This window comes from Aminobacter anthyllidis, from assembly GCF_018555685.1.
Classification (GTDB): domain Bacteria; phylum Pseudomonadota; class Alphaproteobacteria; order Rhizobiales; family Rhizobiaceae; genus Aminobacter; species Aminobacter anthyllidis.
The window spans coordinates 173,457-190,253 of sequence record NZ_JAFLWW010000004.1 but is presented as its reverse complement, the minus strand read 5'-3'; the positions used below and the strand labels follow the sequence as shown (position 1 = coordinate 190,253).

The 16,797-nt window shown below is 61.0% G+C and carries 17 protein-coding genes; 3 read left to right on the top strand and 14 right to left on the bottom strand.

Annotation, left to right across the window (positions count from 1 at the left end; all coding sequences use genetic code 11):
* Positions 1 to 5: 5 nt before the first annotated feature.
* The 7 genes from puuE to J1C56_RS14725 form a co-directional block, all read right to left on the bottom strand.
* Positions 6 to 914: an allantoinase PuuE gene (gene puuE / locus J1C56_RS14755; RefSeq protein WP_246591391.1), complete on the bottom strand. Its 909-nt coding sequence runs from the start codon at positions 912 to 914 to the stop codon at positions 6 to 8.
* 44 nt (positions 915 to 958) lie between these two features.
* On the bottom strand, positions 959 to 1,702 hold the full coding sequence (locus J1C56_RS14750; RefSeq protein ID WP_214390658.1) for an aspartate/glutamate racemase family protein: 744 nt from the start codon (positions 1,700 to 1,702) through the stop codon (positions 959 to 961).
* A gap of 9 nt (positions 1,703 to 1,711) precedes the next feature.
* Complete coding sequence (locus J1C56_RS14745) at positions 1,712 to 2,428, bottom strand: ABC transporter ATP-binding protein (protein WP_214390655.1); 717 nt, start codon at positions 2,426 to 2,428, stop codon at positions 1,712 to 1,714.
* Positions 2,425 to 3,195 carry an ABC transporter ATP-binding protein gene (locus tag J1C56_RS14740; RefSeq protein WP_214390653.1) on the bottom strand — a complete coding sequence of 257 codons (771 nt, stop codon included), beginning with the start codon at positions 3,193 to 3,195 and terminating at the stop codon, positions 2,425 to 2,427. The genes J1C56_RS14745 and J1C56_RS14740 overlap by 4 nt, the downstream gene beginning before the upstream one ends.
* The gene (locus tag J1C56_RS14735; RefSeq protein WP_214390651.1) at positions 3,188 to 4,222 is read right to left on the bottom strand and encodes a branched-chain amino acid ABC transporter permease; all 1,035 of its coding nucleotides are present in this window, start codon (positions 4,220 to 4,222) and stop codon (positions 3,188 to 3,190) included. The genes J1C56_RS14740 and J1C56_RS14735 overlap by 8 nt, the downstream gene beginning before the upstream one ends.
* Before the next feature lie 7 nt (positions 4,223 to 4,229).
* On the bottom strand, positions 4,230 to 5,090 hold the full coding sequence (locus J1C56_RS14730) for a branched-chain amino acid ABC transporter permease (RefSeq protein WP_214390649.1): 861 nt from the start codon (positions 5,088 to 5,090) through the stop codon (positions 4,230 to 4,232).
* 115 nt (positions 5,091 to 5,205) lie between these two features.
* Positions 5,206 to 6,414 carry an ABC transporter substrate-binding protein gene (locus J1C56_RS14725; RefSeq protein WP_214390647.1) on the bottom strand — a complete coding sequence of 403 codons (1,209 nt, stop codon included), beginning with the start codon at positions 6,412 to 6,414 and terminating at the stop codon, positions 5,206 to 5,208.
* A 175-nt stretch (positions 6,415 to 6,589) separates the two neighbouring features.
* Here J1C56_RS14725 and ehuR point away from each other — a divergent pair, with 175 nt between their 5' ends.
* Positions 6,590 to 7,999: a MocR-like ectoine utilization transcription factor EhuR gene (gene ehuR / locus J1C56_RS14720; RefSeq protein ID WP_214390645.1), complete on the top strand. Its 1,410-nt coding sequence runs from the start codon at positions 6,590 to 6,592 to the stop codon at positions 7,997 to 7,999.
* A 23-nt stretch (positions 8,000 to 8,022) separates the two neighbouring features.
* On the opposite strand, the gene J1C56_RS14715 is transcribed toward ehuR, so the two are convergent.
* A complete protein-coding gene (locus J1C56_RS14715; protein ID WP_246591389.1) occupies positions 8,023 to 8,394 on the bottom strand; it encodes a 6-pyruvoyl trahydropterin synthase family protein in 372 nt (123 codons plus the stop codon).
* A gap of 215 nt (positions 8,395 to 8,609) precedes the next feature.
* Between J1C56_RS14715 and J1C56_RS14710 the strand changes: the two genes are divergently transcribed.
* Both J1C56_RS14710 and J1C56_RS14705 read left to right on the top strand, forming a co-directional pair.
* Positions 8,610 to 9,140 carry a putative pterin-binding protein gene (locus J1C56_RS14710; protein WP_214390643.1) on the top strand — a complete coding sequence of 177 codons (531 nt, stop codon included), beginning with the start codon at positions 8,610 to 8,612 and terminating at the stop codon, positions 9,138 to 9,140.
* A 10-nt stretch (positions 9,141 to 9,150) separates the two neighbouring features.
* Positions 9,151 to 11,568 carry a putative bifunctional diguanylate cyclase/phosphodiesterase gene (locus J1C56_RS14705; RefSeq protein ID WP_214390641.1) on the top strand — a complete coding sequence of 806 codons (2,418 nt, stop codon included), beginning with the start codon at positions 9,151 to 9,153 and terminating at the stop codon, positions 11,566 to 11,568.
* A 68-nt stretch (positions 11,569 to 11,636) separates the two neighbouring features.
* Here J1C56_RS14705 and J1C56_RS14700 read toward each other — a convergent pair whose 3' ends face one another.
* The 6 genes from J1C56_RS14700 to J1C56_RS14675 all read right to left on the bottom strand — a co-directional run bounded on the left by J1C56_RS14700 (position 11,637) and on the right by J1C56_RS14675 (position 16,789).
* Positions 11,637 to 12,089 carry an urease accessory protein UreE gene (locus tag J1C56_RS14700; protein ID WP_214390639.1) on the bottom strand — a complete coding sequence of 151 codons (453 nt, stop codon included), beginning with the start codon at positions 12,087 to 12,089 and terminating at the stop codon, positions 11,637 to 11,639.
* A gap of 73 nt (positions 12,090 to 12,162) precedes the next feature.
* Complete coding sequence (locus J1C56_RS14695) at positions 12,163 to 12,855, bottom strand: ABC transporter ATP-binding protein (RefSeq protein WP_214390637.1); 693 nt, start codon at positions 12,853 to 12,855, stop codon at positions 12,163 to 12,165.
* A complete protein-coding gene (locus J1C56_RS14690) occupies positions 12,848 to 13,576 on the bottom strand; it encodes an ABC transporter ATP-binding protein (protein ID WP_214390635.1) in 729 nt (242 codons plus the stop codon). Before J1C56_RS14690 ends, J1C56_RS14695 begins: the two co-directional genes overlap by 8 nt.
* Positions 13,573 to 14,604, bottom strand: a complete 1,032-nt coding sequence (locus J1C56_RS14685; protein ID WP_214390633.1) for a branched-chain amino acid ABC transporter permease — start codon at positions 14,602 to 14,604, stop codon at positions 13,573 to 13,575. The genes J1C56_RS14690 and J1C56_RS14685 overlap by 4 nt, the downstream gene beginning before the upstream one ends.
* The gene (locus tag J1C56_RS14680) at positions 14,601 to 15,467 is read right to left on the bottom strand and encodes a branched-chain amino acid ABC transporter permease (protein ID WP_214390631.1); all 867 of its coding nucleotides are present in this window, start codon (positions 15,465 to 15,467) and stop codon (positions 14,601 to 14,603) included. Before J1C56_RS14680 ends, J1C56_RS14685 begins: the two co-directional genes overlap by 4 nt.
* Positions 15,468 to 15,541: 74 nt before the next feature.
* The gene (locus J1C56_RS14675; RefSeq protein ID WP_214390629.1) at positions 15,542 to 16,789 is read right to left on the bottom strand and encodes a transporter substrate-binding protein; all 1,248 of its coding nucleotides are present in this window, start codon (positions 16,787 to 16,789) and stop codon (positions 15,542 to 15,544) included.
* Positions 16,790 to 16,797 lie beyond the last annotated feature (8 nt).

Below are 16,797 nucleotides of genomic sequence, written 5' to 3'. Positions count from 1 at the left end.
CGCCTCTACTGCCGCTCAGGTGCATGATGCTTGTGCCAGTGGCGGGCGATTTCATCGCGCCGGCAGATCCAGACTCCTTCGTGCTTCTGGACGTAGTCGAGGAAGCGCAGGAAGGCCGCCCAGCGCCCGGGACGACCGACGATGCGCAGATGGAGCCCGGTCGACATCATCCGCGGGGTCCTGTCGCTCTCGCGGTAGAGGACGTCAAATGTATCCTTGAGATAGGTGAAGTACTGGTCGCCGGAGTTGAAGCCCGCAGCCGCCACAAAGCGCATGTCATTGGCTTCGAGCGTGTAGGGAATGCGCAGGTGCTGCTTGCCGTTGACGTTCTCCCAATAGGGCAGGTCATCGGCATAGGTGTCGGAATCGTAGAGGAAGCCGCCCTCCTCGACCACCAGTTTGAGCGTGTTGGGGCTGCAGCGGCCGGTGTACCAGCCGACTGGTCGTTCGCCGGTCACGCGCGTGATGGTGTCTATGGCAAGCTTCATCTGGGCGCGTTCGGTGTCTTCGCCCATCCACTGGTGGTCGATCCACTTCCAGCCATGGCTGGCAATCTCGTGGCCAAGCGAGTGCATGATCCTGCCGGCTTCAGGGTAATGCTGCAGCGCCAGGCCGTTCGCCAGCACGGTGGTGTTGATACCGCGCTGCTTGAACTCGTCGAACACCCGCCAGAACGCCACGCGCGTTCCATATTCGTAGAGTGACTCCATGTTCATGTTGCGCACGCCGAAGAGCTGTGGTGCGCCGATGATGTCGGAGATGAAGTTCTCCGAATGGGCATCGCCGTGGAGGACGCAGTTTTCCGAACCCTCCTCGAAGGCGACGATGAACTGCAGCGCAAGCTTGGCGCCGTTCGGCCAGTTGGCCATCGGCGGCCGATTGCCGTAGCCGATCATATCGCGGGGGTAAGACATTGTTCGATCCTTTCTACCTGATCCGGACGGAGACTGACGCCGGCCTAGTCGCGCGGTGCGATTTCAAGATGCTTGACTGATCCGCTCAGCCGCTTGGGCAACGGATAGGCAAGGTCGCCGAACTTGCTGGTGCCGAGCCTCAGGGCAACGATGCCTTCGACCAGCTTGGTTGCGGCGGTGACGCCTTCGATGACCGGAACGCCGATCTGCTCTTGGATATGCTCGGCCAGGTCGGCCATGCCGGCGCAGCCGAGCACGATGGCGCCGATATCGTCTTCGGCGACAGCGCGGCGGCATTCCTCGACGATGTCGCGGCAGGCCGCCATGCCGGTCTCCTCGAGTTTGAGAACCTCGAGCCCGCAGGCCCTGACCTTTCGGCACTGGTGCTCGAAGCCGTGGACCTGCAGCAGGTGCTCGCAGATGATCTTGCTGCGGGCGAGCGTGGTGACCACCGAGAAGCGGGTCGCCACGATGCTGGCGACATGGAAGGCCGCCTCGGCAATGCCTATCACCGGCCCCCGCGCGATCTCGCGAGCGGCGAGATAGCCTGGGTCGCCGAAGCAGGCGATGACATAGCCGTCGACGCCAGCTGCCTCGCCCTCGCGGATCGTTTCCAGGATGCCAATCGTGCTGAGCGCCTCGTCGTAGTGGCTTTCGATCGACGGTGGCCCGCTCTTGACCGACACTGACAGAATCTCGGTACCCGGCGAGGCGACGCCTTGCGCGGCCGCCAGGTTTTTCCTCGCAAAGGCCGCGGTGGTCGTCGGATTGATGATCTCGATCTTCATGACCTGCCCCTAGCCGCCGAGATAGGCACGACGAACGTCGTCATTCTCGGCCAGTTCGTGCGACGGCCCCGACAAGGCGATCTTGCCTGTCTCGAGCACGTAGGAGTGGCTGGAGAGCTTGAGCGCCATGCGCGAGTTCTGTTCGACAAGAATGACACTGACGCCGTTGTCCCGGTTGATGCTGGTGATGAAACGGGCAATCTCGCGCACGATGATCGGTGCGATGCCGAGCGACGGCTCGTCCAGCAGCAAAAGCCGCGGCTTGGACATCAGCGCGCGGCCGATCGCCACCATCTGCTGTTCGCCGCCGGACAGGCTGCCGGCCTGCTGCCTGATGCGTTCACGCAGGCGAGGGAACCGCGTCAGGATGCCTTCGAGATCCGACGCGACACCGGCATTGTCCTTGCGGCGATACGCTCCCATCAAAAGGTTGTCACGTACGCTCATGAACGGGAAGATACGCCGCCCTTCCGGAACCATTGCCACGCCGCGCGCCACGATCTGGTCGGGTCCCTTGCCGTCGATCCGCTCGCCGTCGAACCAGATCTCGCCGCTCTCAGGCGCGGTCAGACCCGTGATAGCGCGAAGGATGGAAGACTTGCCGGCGCCATTGGCGCCAATGAGGGAAATGATCTGTCCCTCGCCGGCGGTCAGGGAGACGCCCTTCACGGCGCGAACCCTGCCATAGGACACAGCCAAGTCCCGGATCGAGAATTGCGCGCTCATAGCCCGATCTCCGTGTCTTCGGCACCGAGATAGGCTTCAATGACCTTCTCGTTCTGCTGGATCTCCGCCGGCGTTCCCTCGGCGATCTTGCTGCCGAAACTGACAACCACAATGCGCTCGCTGACCGACATGACCGCGGTCATGTCGTGCTCGACCAGGATGGGCGTGACGCCATCGTCGCGGATCTTGCGGATCAGCTCGACGCCGCGCTTGGTCTCGTCCGAGTTTAGGCCGGCGAACGGCTCATCGAGCAGGATGAGCTTGGGTCTGGCCGCAAGTGCCACCGCGATGCCGAGATTGCGCAGCATGCCGTGCGGCAAGGCCGCCGAAACCGTATTGGCCAGGCCTGTCATACCGAGCATGTCGAGCACGTGATCGGCATAGTCGCCGGCCTCGCGCTCGTCTCTCCTGGCTCGTGGCGACCGGAAGATCATGCCGGCCAGCGAGGCCTTACAATCCTTCTGGTAACCGAGCAGCACCGCTTCGCGCACGGTCATGTCCTGAAAACTGGTGTTTTCCTGGAACGTCCGCACTATGCCGTGGCGAGCCACCGCATGCGGTCCGATGCCGGTAATGTCCTTGCCGTTGAAACGGACGGTGCCAGTCGTCGGGTTGAGGAAGGAGGCGATCAGCTTGAAGCAGGTGCTTTTGCCGGCGCCATTGGGGCCGATGATGGAAAGAATCTCTCCCGCATCTAGCGTGAAGTTCAGATCCTTCACTGCCGTCAACCCACCGAAGATCTTGGTCAGTCCGCGAACTTCAAGCATTGGTTGCCTCCTCCGGCTTGCCGGAGCGATTGACGACGCTCAGGATTCCGTTCGGCATCAACAGGATGCACAGGATCATCAGCCCGGAGAAGATGACAGTCTGATAGCGCTGGAATTCGTGCAGCAATTCGAAGCTGATCATCATCACCAGCGCCCCGACCAATGGACCGATGACGAATTCCAGGCCGCCGACGAAGCAGTAGACCATGAAGTAGACGCTATCGAGGACCTGGAAGGTGGTCGGGTAGACGTTCTGCTGGAGCGTGGCGAAAAAGGCGCCGCCAACGCCCGCGTAGAAGCAGCTCACCATGAAGGCGACGACGCGGTACTTGGCGACGTTGATCCCCAGGCTGGAAGCGAGATCCTCGTTTTGCCTGAGCGAGCGGAACACCGCACCGACTCGGCTGGTATCGAGCAACCACATGAACCCGAGTCCGAGCAGCATCAGCGTGCCGGCTAGATAGAAGAACGGCAGCCGCGCGCCCTTTTCAAAGGCGGGAATGATGGTCAGCCCGAACAGCGACAGTTCGCCTGGAAGCGGCAGGTCGACAATGCCTTGCGCACCCCTAGTGAGTGCCGGAAAGCTCAGGGCGGTCAGCCGGCAGGCCTCGGTGATACACAGGGTAATCATCGCGAAGTAGACGCCCTTGAGGCGCAGCACCGGCCAGCCGATCAGTCCGCCGAGCAGGGCCGCGACGGCTCCCGAGAGCGGCAGGCAGATCCAGAACGAGACGCCGAGACGCGACACCAGGATGGCGGTGACATAGGCACCGATCAGCGCAAATCCCGCCTGGGCAAGATTGATTCGGCCAATAGCGAAGGTCAGCCAGACGCCGAAGCTGATGAAGCTGACGGCGGCCATGGTGGTGAACACGTTGAGCAGGTAGCCGTTGGCACCAAAGACCAGCGGAATGGCGATGAAATAGGCCGCCGCGATCAAGAGCCCCAGCCCGATGGGCTTAAGCGCGGAGCTTCGCTGCACGCTTTGGGGCAGGTTCACATTCGGCATGGAGATTGTCTTTTGCATGGTCGTCTCAGCCCCAGGGCTTACCCATGATCCCGTTCGGCCTCACGATCAGGAAGCAGATCACGATCAGGAAGATGATGAGAAAGGTCAGCGAGCCCGGCAGCAGCGCGTAGCCGACGGATTCGAGGAAACCCAGGACGAAGCCACCGAGAATGGCGCCGGAGAGCACGCCGGCGCCGCCGATCATGATCATCAGGAAGGCCTTGATCGAGATCGCCGTGCCGGCGCCGGTGTGGACGGCGAAGATCGCCACGAGCAGGCCGCCGGACAGGCCGGCAAGGCCGGTGCCGAGGCCGAAGCCCATGGCGGAGAGCCATTTGAGATTGACGCCCTGCAGGGCCGTCGCTTCGCGGTCCTGCGCCATGGCCCTGAGCGCCCGGCCGGTCTTGGTGTAGCCGATGAAGGCCATCAAGGCGGCGATCAGCATCGCTGCGACAACGATAACGACGATGCGTCCGGTGGGCAGCCTGGCACCGAAGAGTTCGACGATGCCGGTAGCAATCGGCGGCACCCCACGCTGCTTCTCGCCAAAGACAAGCAGCGCCAAGCTTTCGAGGAATACAGCCGTGCCCATGGCGAGCAGCATGGTCACCTCCTCGCGTTTGACGCGCAGCATCACTGGCCGGAACAGGAACAGTTCCATGGCCACGCCGAGCAGGCCGACTATGAGGAAGGACATGACGAGGCCAAACCAGAAAGGCAGGCCGAACACGACATTGAAGTAGTAAACGACGAACCCGCCGATCATGTAGAGCTGACCATGGGCAAAATTCACCACCTTCATGATGCTGAAGATGATGGTGATGCCGAGCGCGATCAGAGCGTAGGTCGTTCCGACGACAAGCGCGTTGAGCATAACCTGCGTCATGCGAAGTCTCCTGTGCGAGGACCGGCATTTTCGCCCATCCGGGCCCGCGCCATGCGGACCTCGTGCGAAGAAATGCGGGCAGCGGCCATGGGGGGCAGACCGCCGCCCGGGTTCGTCAGTCTGGGAGTTTTCCGACGAACAGCGGCTTGTATTCACCGTTTTCAACCGCCTGAACGACGATGGGCACGGAAACCTGGCGCGCCTGCCCATAGTCAGTTCGGCCGACATACTTCAGTTCGCCGCCGTCTTTGAGGAACGGGTTCTTGCCGACGAAGCCGGTTAGCGCAGCCTTGAATACTTCGGTATCTTCGAGAGCCTTCGGGCCTGCGCTCTGCAACGTCTGGATCATGATCTCCGGGCCGTAGACATAGAGGCCGGCGACATCGTTCCACTCGCCCCAGTCCTTGGTGTAGCGCTCGATGAACTTGACCATGAAGTCACTGCGGATGGCTTCGGTGCTCGCGCCGCCGGCCGCGATGAAGCCGTTCGAAGCATCGCCGGCCACCTCATAGATGGCCTTCGGATCCTGCCCGGTTTCGGTGCTCATGGTACCGGTGAAGCCCAGTTCGCGCGCCGCCTTGATCAGAGGGCCGACATCCGAAGGCGAAACGCCCGACAAGACGATGTGGTCCGGCGCGGTGCCGATCACCTTGGTCAGGATCGGAAAGAAATCCGTCGTACCGGACTCATAGGTCTCCTGGTCTGAGACGACCTCCAGGCCGAGCGCCTTTGCGCCGGCGGATCCCTCGTCGCGCTGCTTGATCGGATCGGCATTGTTTTCGGAAACAAACGCGATCTTCTTCACGCCCTTGTTTTCCATCAGCCATTTGTAGATGACCGGGCCAACCTGGTAGGACGCAACCATGCCGAGGATCGACTGGGAGGCCGGCGCCTTGTAGAGCGACTTGGAGAAGGCGTAGGGCATGTTGATCGTGCCGTTCGCCTCCATGACGGTCTTCGCACTTTCAGCCGTGGAGTCCGTGTTCGGCCCCTGGATGTATTTAACGCCTTCCGACACCAGCTTTTCGGCACCAGTCTGGGCGCCCTTAGGATCGCCCTTGTCGTCTACGCACACGACCTCGACCTTGTAGGTCTTATCGCCGATTGCCACGCCGCCATCGTCATTCCACATGCCAGCCCGAGACTTGAACGTCTGGCACATGACGCCGCCCCAACCGGCAAACGGCCCGCTCATTACACCCAGCGCGCCGATCTTCAGAGTTTCTTCGGCATACGCCGAAGTCCCAAAGGCCAACGCTCCGGCAGCCGCACCTAATATAAGCGCCCTGCGCAGGGCACTTTGTCTTTGCTGACGCAAAATCATCTTGTCCTCCATTGTGAAACTCGTCCTTCATCTGCAATTGAACCCGTGTCAATTGGTTCAATATGCTCAGATTTCGCAGTTGTGTTCCCTTGTTTTTGTTATTATTTGAGCGTAAGTCTGAGACCAGAAGGTGTCAATTATTTCATTGACATGGTGTCAAAGTAGCGAGAGCCACATGAACTGGAAGCCGGAGATCAGAAAGGGCGCCGGGCCGATCTACGTGGCGATATGTGATGCGCTGGAGCGCGGCATAGCCGAAGGCCAGCTGCAGCCCGGGGAGAAGCTGCCGCCACACCGCGACCTCGCCTATCGACTGGGCGTGACAGTTGGAACGATAGCGAGAGCCTATGCGGAGGCGGCGGTAAGAGGCCTCGTTGTCGGCGAGGTCGGTCGCGGCACGTTCATCAACGACTTCGATAACCATCGCGACGACATCACCCGGCTGGTGGTGCCGGAGAAGCCCCAGCCGGAGGTGATCGACCTCGGGCTGAACCTGTCTGCCATTGGCGAAGCGGACGAAATCCTCAGATCGACCTTGAAGGATTTGTCGCGGTCAGGGTCCCTTGACGCGCTTCTCACCTATCAGCCCAGCGCGGGGATGATCGCGCACCGGGCCATCGCGGCACAATGGCTGGAGGGCATCGGAATACGGGCTCATCCGGACAATGTGATCATCTGCAATGGGGGGCAGCACGGTCTGCTGATTAGCATGATGGCGCTGGCTGGCCATGGCGAGGCCATTGCCACGGAGCAACTCACCTATCCGGGTGCAAGGGCCATTGCCCATCAACTCGGCATCAATCTCGCAGCGGTTCAAATGGACGACCAGGGCCTGGACCCGGCAGCCCTTCGCGAACTATGCGAGACCAAGCGGCCGAAGGCCCTGTATTGCATGCCCGTCCTGCAGAACCCGACGACGATCACCATGTCCGAACAGCGGATGCGGGAGATTGCAGCGATCGTCGAGGAGTACGGCCTCTGGATCATTGAAGACGACGTCTACGGCTTTCTGGCCGAGCACAGGCCGCGGCCCTTTGCGTCCATCATTCCAGAGCGAACCGTCTATCTCACCAGCGCCTCCAAAAGCATGGCCCCTGGACTGCGGATCGGCTTTCTGGTGGTACCGGCCAAGCTGAGCCGCTCCATCCAAGAGATCGTCACCATGAGCAACTGGATGTCGCCACCGTTCATGGCGGCCGTGGTAACCAGCTGGATGGCAAACGGGTACGCCGACAAGCTGATCGCCTGGCACCGCAATCAGGCGCACGAACGCCAGGAAGTGGCCCACCGGATCCTCGGCCCGCATGCGGAGCACGCTTCCACGTCGTGCTATCATCTCTGGCTACAGCTTCCGGAACCCTGGCGAATGGATTCCTTCTCTGCGACAGCCTTGCGTGAGGGCGTCCGTGTGATCACCGCCGACGCATTTGCGGTCAAGCGCGACCATGCCCCTCATGCGGTCAGGCTCTGCCTGGGAGCAGCTCACTCCCTGCCGCAGATCGCGCTCGGCCTGAATCGGCTGATGGGCCTGCTCAACTCGCAGCCCAAACCCCACATGGATCTGCAATCGATCGGATACGTGTAGCTGGGCAAGTCGAGAGCTGCCGTTCAGGCGCCGGCCTTGTGTAGCGCGCGCCCGCTGTACACCGTGCCCTCGGCTTGCCCTTGTGCTCCCCGGCAAACCTCCACGCGATCAAGTTGCGGGAACTGCGATTCCAATTTATCCCAAATCCAGCGCGCGACGTTCTCAAGCGAAGGGACCGCCAGTCCCTCGATGTCATTGAGATAGGTGTGGTCGATGGTCTTGCGGACGACCTCTATCTGCTGCTCCAGCTCATAGAGATTGGCGGGCCAGCCATAGACGGGGTCGGGTTCGCCGACTAGGTGAACGCTGACCCGGAACGAATGACCGTGGAGGCCCGAGTAAGGCTGCAGCTGGTGCGCGGCCTCGAAGGTGAACTCCTTGAAAGTCTCGATCATTTCCTGTCCTGACCCTTGTCGCGTTCAACGCAGTGCTGGATATCTGCCACCAGCTCCTGAGTCGGTCAATTCGATCGAAGCAGGCAATACGGTCTGCTACTTGCAGATACACGATATCGTGCTGATTATTGTGGCATATTCAACGTCGTTAATGTGTTTTTCAGTGACCTTTGTCATCGTCCAATGCAAACTGACGGTGCCGGGGAGAACGCGCAATGAACCATCTTTTGTCTTCCATCGTACGAGCAGTGGCAATGGCAACGTCATTGGCACTTTTCGCGCTGTCTGCGGCTCAGGCTGAAGACGGCAAACTCCAAGCCCCCAAAGGCCCCCCAATCCTGATCATCGAAGGCAAGATCAGCGTCACAAACGGCAATGGCGTGGCTTCGTTTGACCGCGATATGCTCGAAGCGCTCGGCATCACCTCGATCGAGACGACGACGCCGTGGTTTACCGGCATGGTCAAATTCGAGGGCGTCCAGCTTCAAAAGATCATGGAGCTTGTTGGCGCCGACGGAAAGGAAGCCGTCGCCGTTGCACTCAACGACTACAAGACAACGATCCCGACAGAGGATTTTGCCCGCCACAACGTGCTGCTAGCCCTCAAGCGTGACGGCCAGTACATGGAGGTCAGCGACAAGGGTCCGCTGTTCATCGTCTATCCGTATGACAGCGAACCGGAGCTTCAAAGCCAGAAGTTCTATTCACGCTCGGTTTGGCAGCTGGCTCGTTTAATCATCCGGTAGGGAAGATGTCATGGCTGCTTTGTTAGCGCCTGGGTCCCGCCGTGCACTTGCGTTCCATCTGCTCAAGGCACTGCTGATCGGCACCATTGCCGCGTTCGCTATCGCCGCGGCTTATTTGTCCGTCGTCATCTTCGAACGTCAGGCATCTATTGGAAAGCTCTCGCGATACGACGTGGCGTGGAGTGCCAGCCAGGGCGTCAACGAATATCTGCGCCTCTACCAGCGGGTGGCCTCGCTGGCTGCTTCTCCAAACGATCAGCTCAAGGCCGACACGAAGCTCCGCTTCGAGATTCTGAAGAGCCGGCTCGGTGGCTTTACCACCGGCCAATTCGAGGCATTTGTCGACGAGGCGCCCGAGCGAAAGGCGATCATTGCCCAACTGTCCGCGTTTGTCGAAAACATGGACAGCGTCATTGCCCAGATCGACGAACCCGACCAGGCGCGATCCGTCCTCACCTCGATGCGCGCGCTGGAGGCCGAGCTTATCGGCCTGGCCTCGGAAGCCAACCAGTACAGCGCCGTGCAGGCAGCCAAGGTCGACGACGAGCTGCTGAGCCTGCATAGCAGCTTCTCTGGGGTGGCGATTGGCTTCTTCTTGTGCAGCCTTGCCTTCATAGCACTTCTGCGGTGGCACAACCGGCTGCTAACGCAGACTTCCGATGCCCTCAATGCCGCAAACGAGGATCTTCGCCGCACCTCCGATGACCTTGAAACGGCCAACGCCGCAGTGCTCGGCGCGAACCACGCCCTCGCCACCCAGAACGGCCTGTTCGATGCCGCCTTGAGCAACATGTCGCAGGGCCTGTGCATGTTCGATGCGGACCAGCGGCTTATCGTCAGCAACAGCAAGTTCGCCGCGATGTACGGCCTCCCCGACAGCAGCCTTGCGCCCGGGACCACCCCCCAACAGATCATGCAGGCATCGATCGACGCCGCGACGTCCACGCAACAAGGCGCCGACCTTGCCTATCGCTCCCAGCAGCAGCTGATCGAAAAGGGCCAGCCAGGCGTCCTGCTGCAGAAGCTTGTAGACGGCCGCATCGTCTCGATCCTGCATCAGCCAATGGATTCAGGCGGATGGGTTGCCACCTATGAGGACATCACCGAGCGCCATCTTTCGGAAGAGCGCATTGCCCACATGGCGCGCCATGATCCACTGACCGGGCTGCCAAACCGCCTGTTGCTGCGCGAGCGTCTGGAACAGGAGCTGGCGCATGGCCGCAGGCACCATCAGGACACCGCGGTTCTCTGCCTCGATCTCGACAACTTCAAGAACGTCAACGACACGCTAGGCCACCCCGTCGGAGATGCATTGCTGCGCGAGGTTGCCAATCGCATCTCTGGCATGGTCCGCGAATATGATGTCGTTGCCCGCCTTGGCGGCGACGAGTTTCTCGTCGTCCAGCCCGCAGTAGGGCGCGATGAGGCAGCGCATGTGGCACAGCGGCTGATCGAAGCTCTTGAAGAACCGTATCACCTCGACGCCCACCATGTCGTCATCGGCGCAAGTATCGGAATAGCGCTTGCATCAGATTGCGACGGCGTTGCCGATGACCTGGTGAAGAATGCCGATCTGGCACTTTACCGCGCCAAGAGCGATGGACGTGGAAGCTATCAGTTTTATGCGCCGGAGATGGATGACCGGCTCCAACGCCGGCGCATGCTCGAACTCGATCTCAGGGGAGCCGATTTCGACAAGGAGTTTGAGCTGGCCTTCCAGCCAATCGTCAATCTCCAGAGCAAGCAAGTCGCCGTGGTCGAGGCGTTGCTGCGTTGGCCGGGCTGCCAGCGCGGTCAGATCCGGCCCGACGAGTTTATCCCGATCGCCGAAAGCACGGGTCTGATCGTGCAACTCGGCGCCTGGGTACTCGAGAAAGCCTGCCGGGAAGCGGTGAAATTGCCGGGCCACGTGAGTGTTGCGGTCAATCTGTCGCCGGGTCAGTTCAGGCGGGGAAACATCGTCGGCACCGTTGCCAACGTGCTGTCGCTGACAGGCCTTGCACCCGAGCGCCTTGAACTCGAAATCACCGAATCCCTGCTGCTCGGCGACAACAAGGAAACCTTGCTCGCCCTGAACCGGCTGCACGCGCTCGGCGTCAAGATTTCGCTCGACGATTTCGGGACGGGCTACTCGTCCCTCAGCTACCTCAGGAATTTTCCCGTCGACAAGGTCAAGATTGACCGTTCCTTCATCGCCGAAATCGTCGGCAACCGCGACCATTGGGCGATTGTCAGCGCGATCGTGAACCTTTCACATGCACTGGAAATGACCACTGTCGCAGAAGGCGTCGAGACCGAAGAACAGCTGTTGATCGTCCGGGCGACCGGATGTGACGCCGTCCAGGGGCACTTCTTCAGCGCACCGATGTCGGCCGCACATCTCAGGCGATATCTCGAAGACCAGCGCGCCATGCTAACGCTGGCGTAAGAAGCGCCAACGGAACGTTCGAGGGTTGCCGATTTGGGATACCGTCGGCATTTCCTGATGGGCAGCCGTCACCTGTCTTCGCCGAGGAAAATCACGTCGCCCCTGTCGAGTACGTGGTGCAGCCGGTCGAGAACGTGGCCCGATCCAAGTTCGCCAACGACGTAGAGATGGTCGCCTTCGAAACGAACCGGCCAGTGCATGTTGCCGGCGCAATATCCAAGCTCGATCCCGGCCGCGGCATCGGCGGCCTTGAAGACCAGCCACCGTTCCGGCTCGGCGCGGACAACGATGGCGCGTTTGTCCTCCAGCAACAGCACCGCGCCATCGACAAGCCGCTGCGTGCGCGGCAGGGAAATCGCACAGAGCGTGCCACGGTCTGTTGTCACCGACAGGCGCCGGCGGGCGATTTCGGCGGTGTCGAGCATGATGAACTCGACACGGCCTTCGTGATCCAGCAGATGGAGCCGGGCGCTCAACTGCTGGTCAGCCGCCAATCCGACAATCGAATTCAGCTTCAACATTCAACGTCCCCTGGAACAATTGGCCACAAGTTCCGGACCCGTGGCGAACTCGCGCGGCAGCGGGCCGCCCATGTCAGATCCCCAGATGCGCGTCGACGACTTCCCTGTCGTAGAGCTGATCAGGAGAAATCTCGGCAACGAACGCGCCCTTCTGGATGATCAGCACGCGGTCGGCCAACTGGCGGATGAAGCGGATATCCTGCTCGACGAGAATGATGCCCAGGCCCAGACTGGCCTTTAGTTCGCCGAGCTTTTCGGCGATGAGATCGACGATCGAGGGCTGGATGCCTTCGGTCGGCTCGTCGAGCAGTATCAGCTTGGGCCGCCCGGCGAGGCAGCGAGCCAGCGCCAGGATCTGCTGCTGTCCGCCTGAGAGCCCACGACCGGGCCGCTCGAGCAGGTCTTTCAGCACCGGAAAATGGCCGAGCATCTCAGGTATCGCGCTTTCGCCGCCGCGCATGATCTCGCCCATCTTCAGGTTCTCCATGACGGAGAGCAGCGGAAAGATGTCACGCCCCTGCGGCACGTAACCGATGCCGGCGCGAGCGCGCTCGGACGGGCTGGCAAAAGTGACGTCGCGGCCGTCGAACTCGATGCGCCCCTGCGTCGTCTTGATCTGGCCGACGAGCGTCCGCAACAGCGTGGTCTTGCCCATGCCGTTGTGGCCGAGGATACCGACGACCTCGCCTGGCTTCATCGTGAAGTTGATGCCGTGCAGGATTGGGATCCGACCGTAGCCGGAGTGCAGATTCTTGACCTCAATCATCTTCTGACTTCCCCAGATAGACTTCGCGGACCAACTCGTTGCCCTGAACCTTTTCCATCGTGTCCTCGATCAGCACGCGCCCCTGGTGGAAGACGGTCACCGTTTGCGCGATCTGCTTGATGAACTGCATGTCGTGCTCGACCACCACGATTGCCGCCGATTTGTTGACCTCGAGGATGAGTTCGGCGGTCTTGTTGGTCTCATCAGCCGTCATTCCGGCGGCCGGCTCGTCGAGCAATATGAGCTTCGGTTCGAGCGCCACTACCATGGCGAGTTCGACCCATTGGCGCTGGCCATGGGCCAATTCGCCGACCAGCCTGCCTGTCAGGGCGGTCAGGCCCAACCGCTCCATGACATCCTTGCCCTTTGCCCCCGCGCGCGCCTTGCCATGACGAGAACGGGCGGCAACGGAGATGTTTTCCGCAACCGTCAGGTTGTTGAAGACATCGGGCACCTGGTTCTTGATGCCGATGCCCAGCCGGCTGACGTGATGCGGCTGGGCCCGGGTGATGTCGACGCCGTCAAACAATATCCGGCCGGTCGTCGGCTTGAGCTGTGCGGTGAGCATCTTGAAGAAGGTGCTCTTGCCAGCGCCGTTGGGGCCAATCAGGCAGCGCAGTTCACGCTGCTTCAGCGTGAAGTCGACGCTTGCGATGGCAACGACGCCGCCAAAGCGTTTTTCGAGGCCCCGGGTTTCCAAGATGCAATCGGGCGAAGTCATGGCACCCTCCTCTGCTCGACCAGCGGTGCGACATAGGGACAGAATTTCAGCCGCCGAAGAGCATCACCAATGGTCGGCACTACGCCCTTCGGGACCAGCAGGACAAAGCCGATCAGGATCGTGCCGAGCACCAGGTTGGCATTGAGGAGCTGCTGGGCGCCGAGCTTCGTCGCGATCCACTGGATGGCGAAGCATCCGACGATAGGACCGAGCAGCGTGCCGGTGCCCCCCACGATCACCCAGATGATGACCTGCGCCGACTGCGCCAGTCCGAAGACGTCGGGACTGATGAACATGCCCCAATTGGCGAACAGGCAACCTGCCAGGCCAGCGATCGCGCCGCCGATGGCGAAGGTCGCCAGCTTGTAGAACCGCGCGTCATATCCGAGCAGTTCGGCACGGCGTTCGTTTTCGCGGATGGCAACGACGACCTGGCCGAAGCGGCTCTTCAGCATCAGCCGAAGGCCGACATACACCGCCAGCAAGGTGACACCGGACAAATAGAAAAGGCCATCAAAGGACAGTGCCAGCTCGGGTCGGCCCGGAAAATTCAAGGGGGGGACAGCCGGAATGCCATTGTAGCCACCCAAGGGCGCAGCCCCGATGACATATTGAGAACCTGAAGTCGCACCCATGACCTTGTAGAGGATCAACGTCACCGTCAGCGTGATAACCCCGAAATAGACGTCGGTGATGCGCGCGTAAAACAGGAAATAGCCGAGCAATGCCGCAAACAGCCCGGGGACGATGATCGAAAGCAGCAGCGGAATGGTGCTGTCGCCGAAATTGATGACGGCGATGGCATAGGCATAGGCGCCGATGCCGAAGAAAGCCGACTGGCCAAAGCACAGGATACCGCCATAGCCCCAGATCAGCCCGAGGCTGAGCGCCAGGATCGCCATGATCACATAGGACGTCAGCTCGATCATCATGACCGGGTCAACGATCTGCGGCAGCGCCAGCAACAGCACCAGGCCCAATACAGTGGCGGCAACCAGTCCGCCGTTTCCTTGCCAATTCGCGGTCATGCCGCCCTCCTGAAGAAGCGCCCGGTGATGCCTTGCGGCATGAACCGCAGCAGCACGACGGCAGCGGCCAAAAGCGCCACCTCGCCGATAACCGGGGTAGAGAGATATGTGATGATCTGGTCGATCGCCCCGAACATGACGGAGGCCGAAACCGTGCCCGCGAGGATAGCCGGGCCGCCGCCGATGACGGTGATGAAAGCCTTGGCGACATAGGCAGCACCGATCGTCGGCACGATGCCGGTGATCGGTGCCATGACGCCGCCGGCGAGGCCCGCAAGCCCGGCGCCGACGCCGAATGTGACGGCATAGACACGCGATGGATTGACGCCCAGTGCGGCGGCCATGTCGGCATTCTGCATCGTGCTGCGTGCGATCAGCCCGTAGCGCGTGAAGCGGAAGACCGCCCAGATCGCGGCAAACACAGCAATTGCGATGACGATGATGATCAGCGAGTAGGCAGCGATGCGATAGTCGCCGATCTGTAGCGAGCCGGCCGGTGCCGATATGCCCTCGGTGGTATTGCCGAAAATGGTGGTGGCCAGACCGACGAGCAGAAGGCTCAGCCCCCAGGTTGCAAGCATGGTGTCGCGCGGCCGGCCATAAAGGAAGCGGATGATCGTCCGTTCGATCACCACACCGATCACCCCCACCACGAGCGGGCTGACAAGCAGCGTGGCGATCCAGATGTTGATCCCGGCCTTGGTGGCGACAATCGCCGCGTAGCCGCCAAGCATCAGGAACTCGCCATGGGCGAGGTTGATGACCCTCATCATGCCGAAGATGATGGCAAGTCCGACGCTGATCAGCGCCAGGCTTGCAACGGCTTTGAGAGCCTCAAAGGAAAGTACTACGAGCAGGTCCATTTCAGGCCTCCTGGAACGCTGCAGGGTCGTTCGCTCCAACGCGACCGAACGACCCGCAAGCTTTTTTGGGTCGCTCAGACCTTGATGACGTACATCGAGTTGTCGTCAGGGTTCTTCTTGAGATCGCAGACACCCGAGGTGTCGAGCGGCTGTTGCTGCGAAAAGCTCTCCAGGATGTTGATCTTGCGGTCCTGGATCTGGCCGATATTGATGTCCATGACGCAGTGATGCGTCTGCGGATCGATCGAGAACTTGCCGCTGGGCAGGTCGAGGCTGATGCCGGACTCGAGCGCTTCGATCACCGGCATGCGCTCGGCGGTGCCTGCCCTCTTGACACCTTCCGCCCACAGATAGACCGACTGGTAGGTCGCCATGGCCAGCTCGGTCACATAAGGGTAGTCGGCGCCAAAGCGTTTGTGGAAGCGCTCCAGGAAGGCCTTGTTGGCTGGTGTTTCGAGCGCCTCGAAATAATTGAAGCACAACAGGATGCCGTTGGTCTCCTCGGGCGAAAGCACCATCTGCTCGCCACCGATGGTCATCGTCGTCGACGCCATCGGGATCTGCTTGTTCATGCCGGCGGCCGCCCATTGCCGGTAGAACGACTGATGCGCGCCACCGACCAGGACGAGATAGAGGAAGTCGGGCTTGGCCTCCTGGATCTTCTGGATGGTCGATCCGAAGTTGGTTACGTCGAGCGGGAAGAAATCCTCGCCAACGATCTGTCCGCCGTTCTCAGTGCAGTATTTGCGGGTCCAGGCGGCGGTGATCTGGCCGTAATTGTAGTCAGCAGCCAGCGTGTAGATCTTCTTGCCCCATTTGTTCATGGCATAGGGCACGTGCTTGGATTGTTTCTGGGCCGGCGTAATGCCGGTACAGAAAATGTTGCGGTCGCAGACGCCGCCTTCATATTGGGTGTTGTAGAAATACAGCGTGTTGAGCCGCCGAAGTACCGGCCGCATCACCTCGCGGGAGGCTGACGTGATGCCGCCAAACACGGCGGACACCTTGTCCTTCAAAGCCGCCTGCTGGGAATACTGCGGATAGAGCCGCATGTCGGTCTGGGTATCGTAGGTGATCAGGCTGATCTGCTTGCCCAGCAACCCGCCTGCCTGGTTGATCTCCTCGACGGCGAAGGTGATGGCGTCCTGCATCGGCTTTCCGGCCGCATCGAGACCGCCGGAAAGATCGAGCAAGCTGGCGATCTTGATCGTGTCTTCTTGCGCGAAAGCGCGGCCACCCGCGCCGATCAGGCCCAGGCTTGCAGCAGCAGTTGCTGTCGTCTTCAGGAATGACCGGCGATTGACGCTTGAATTTATTATCATTTGCGTTC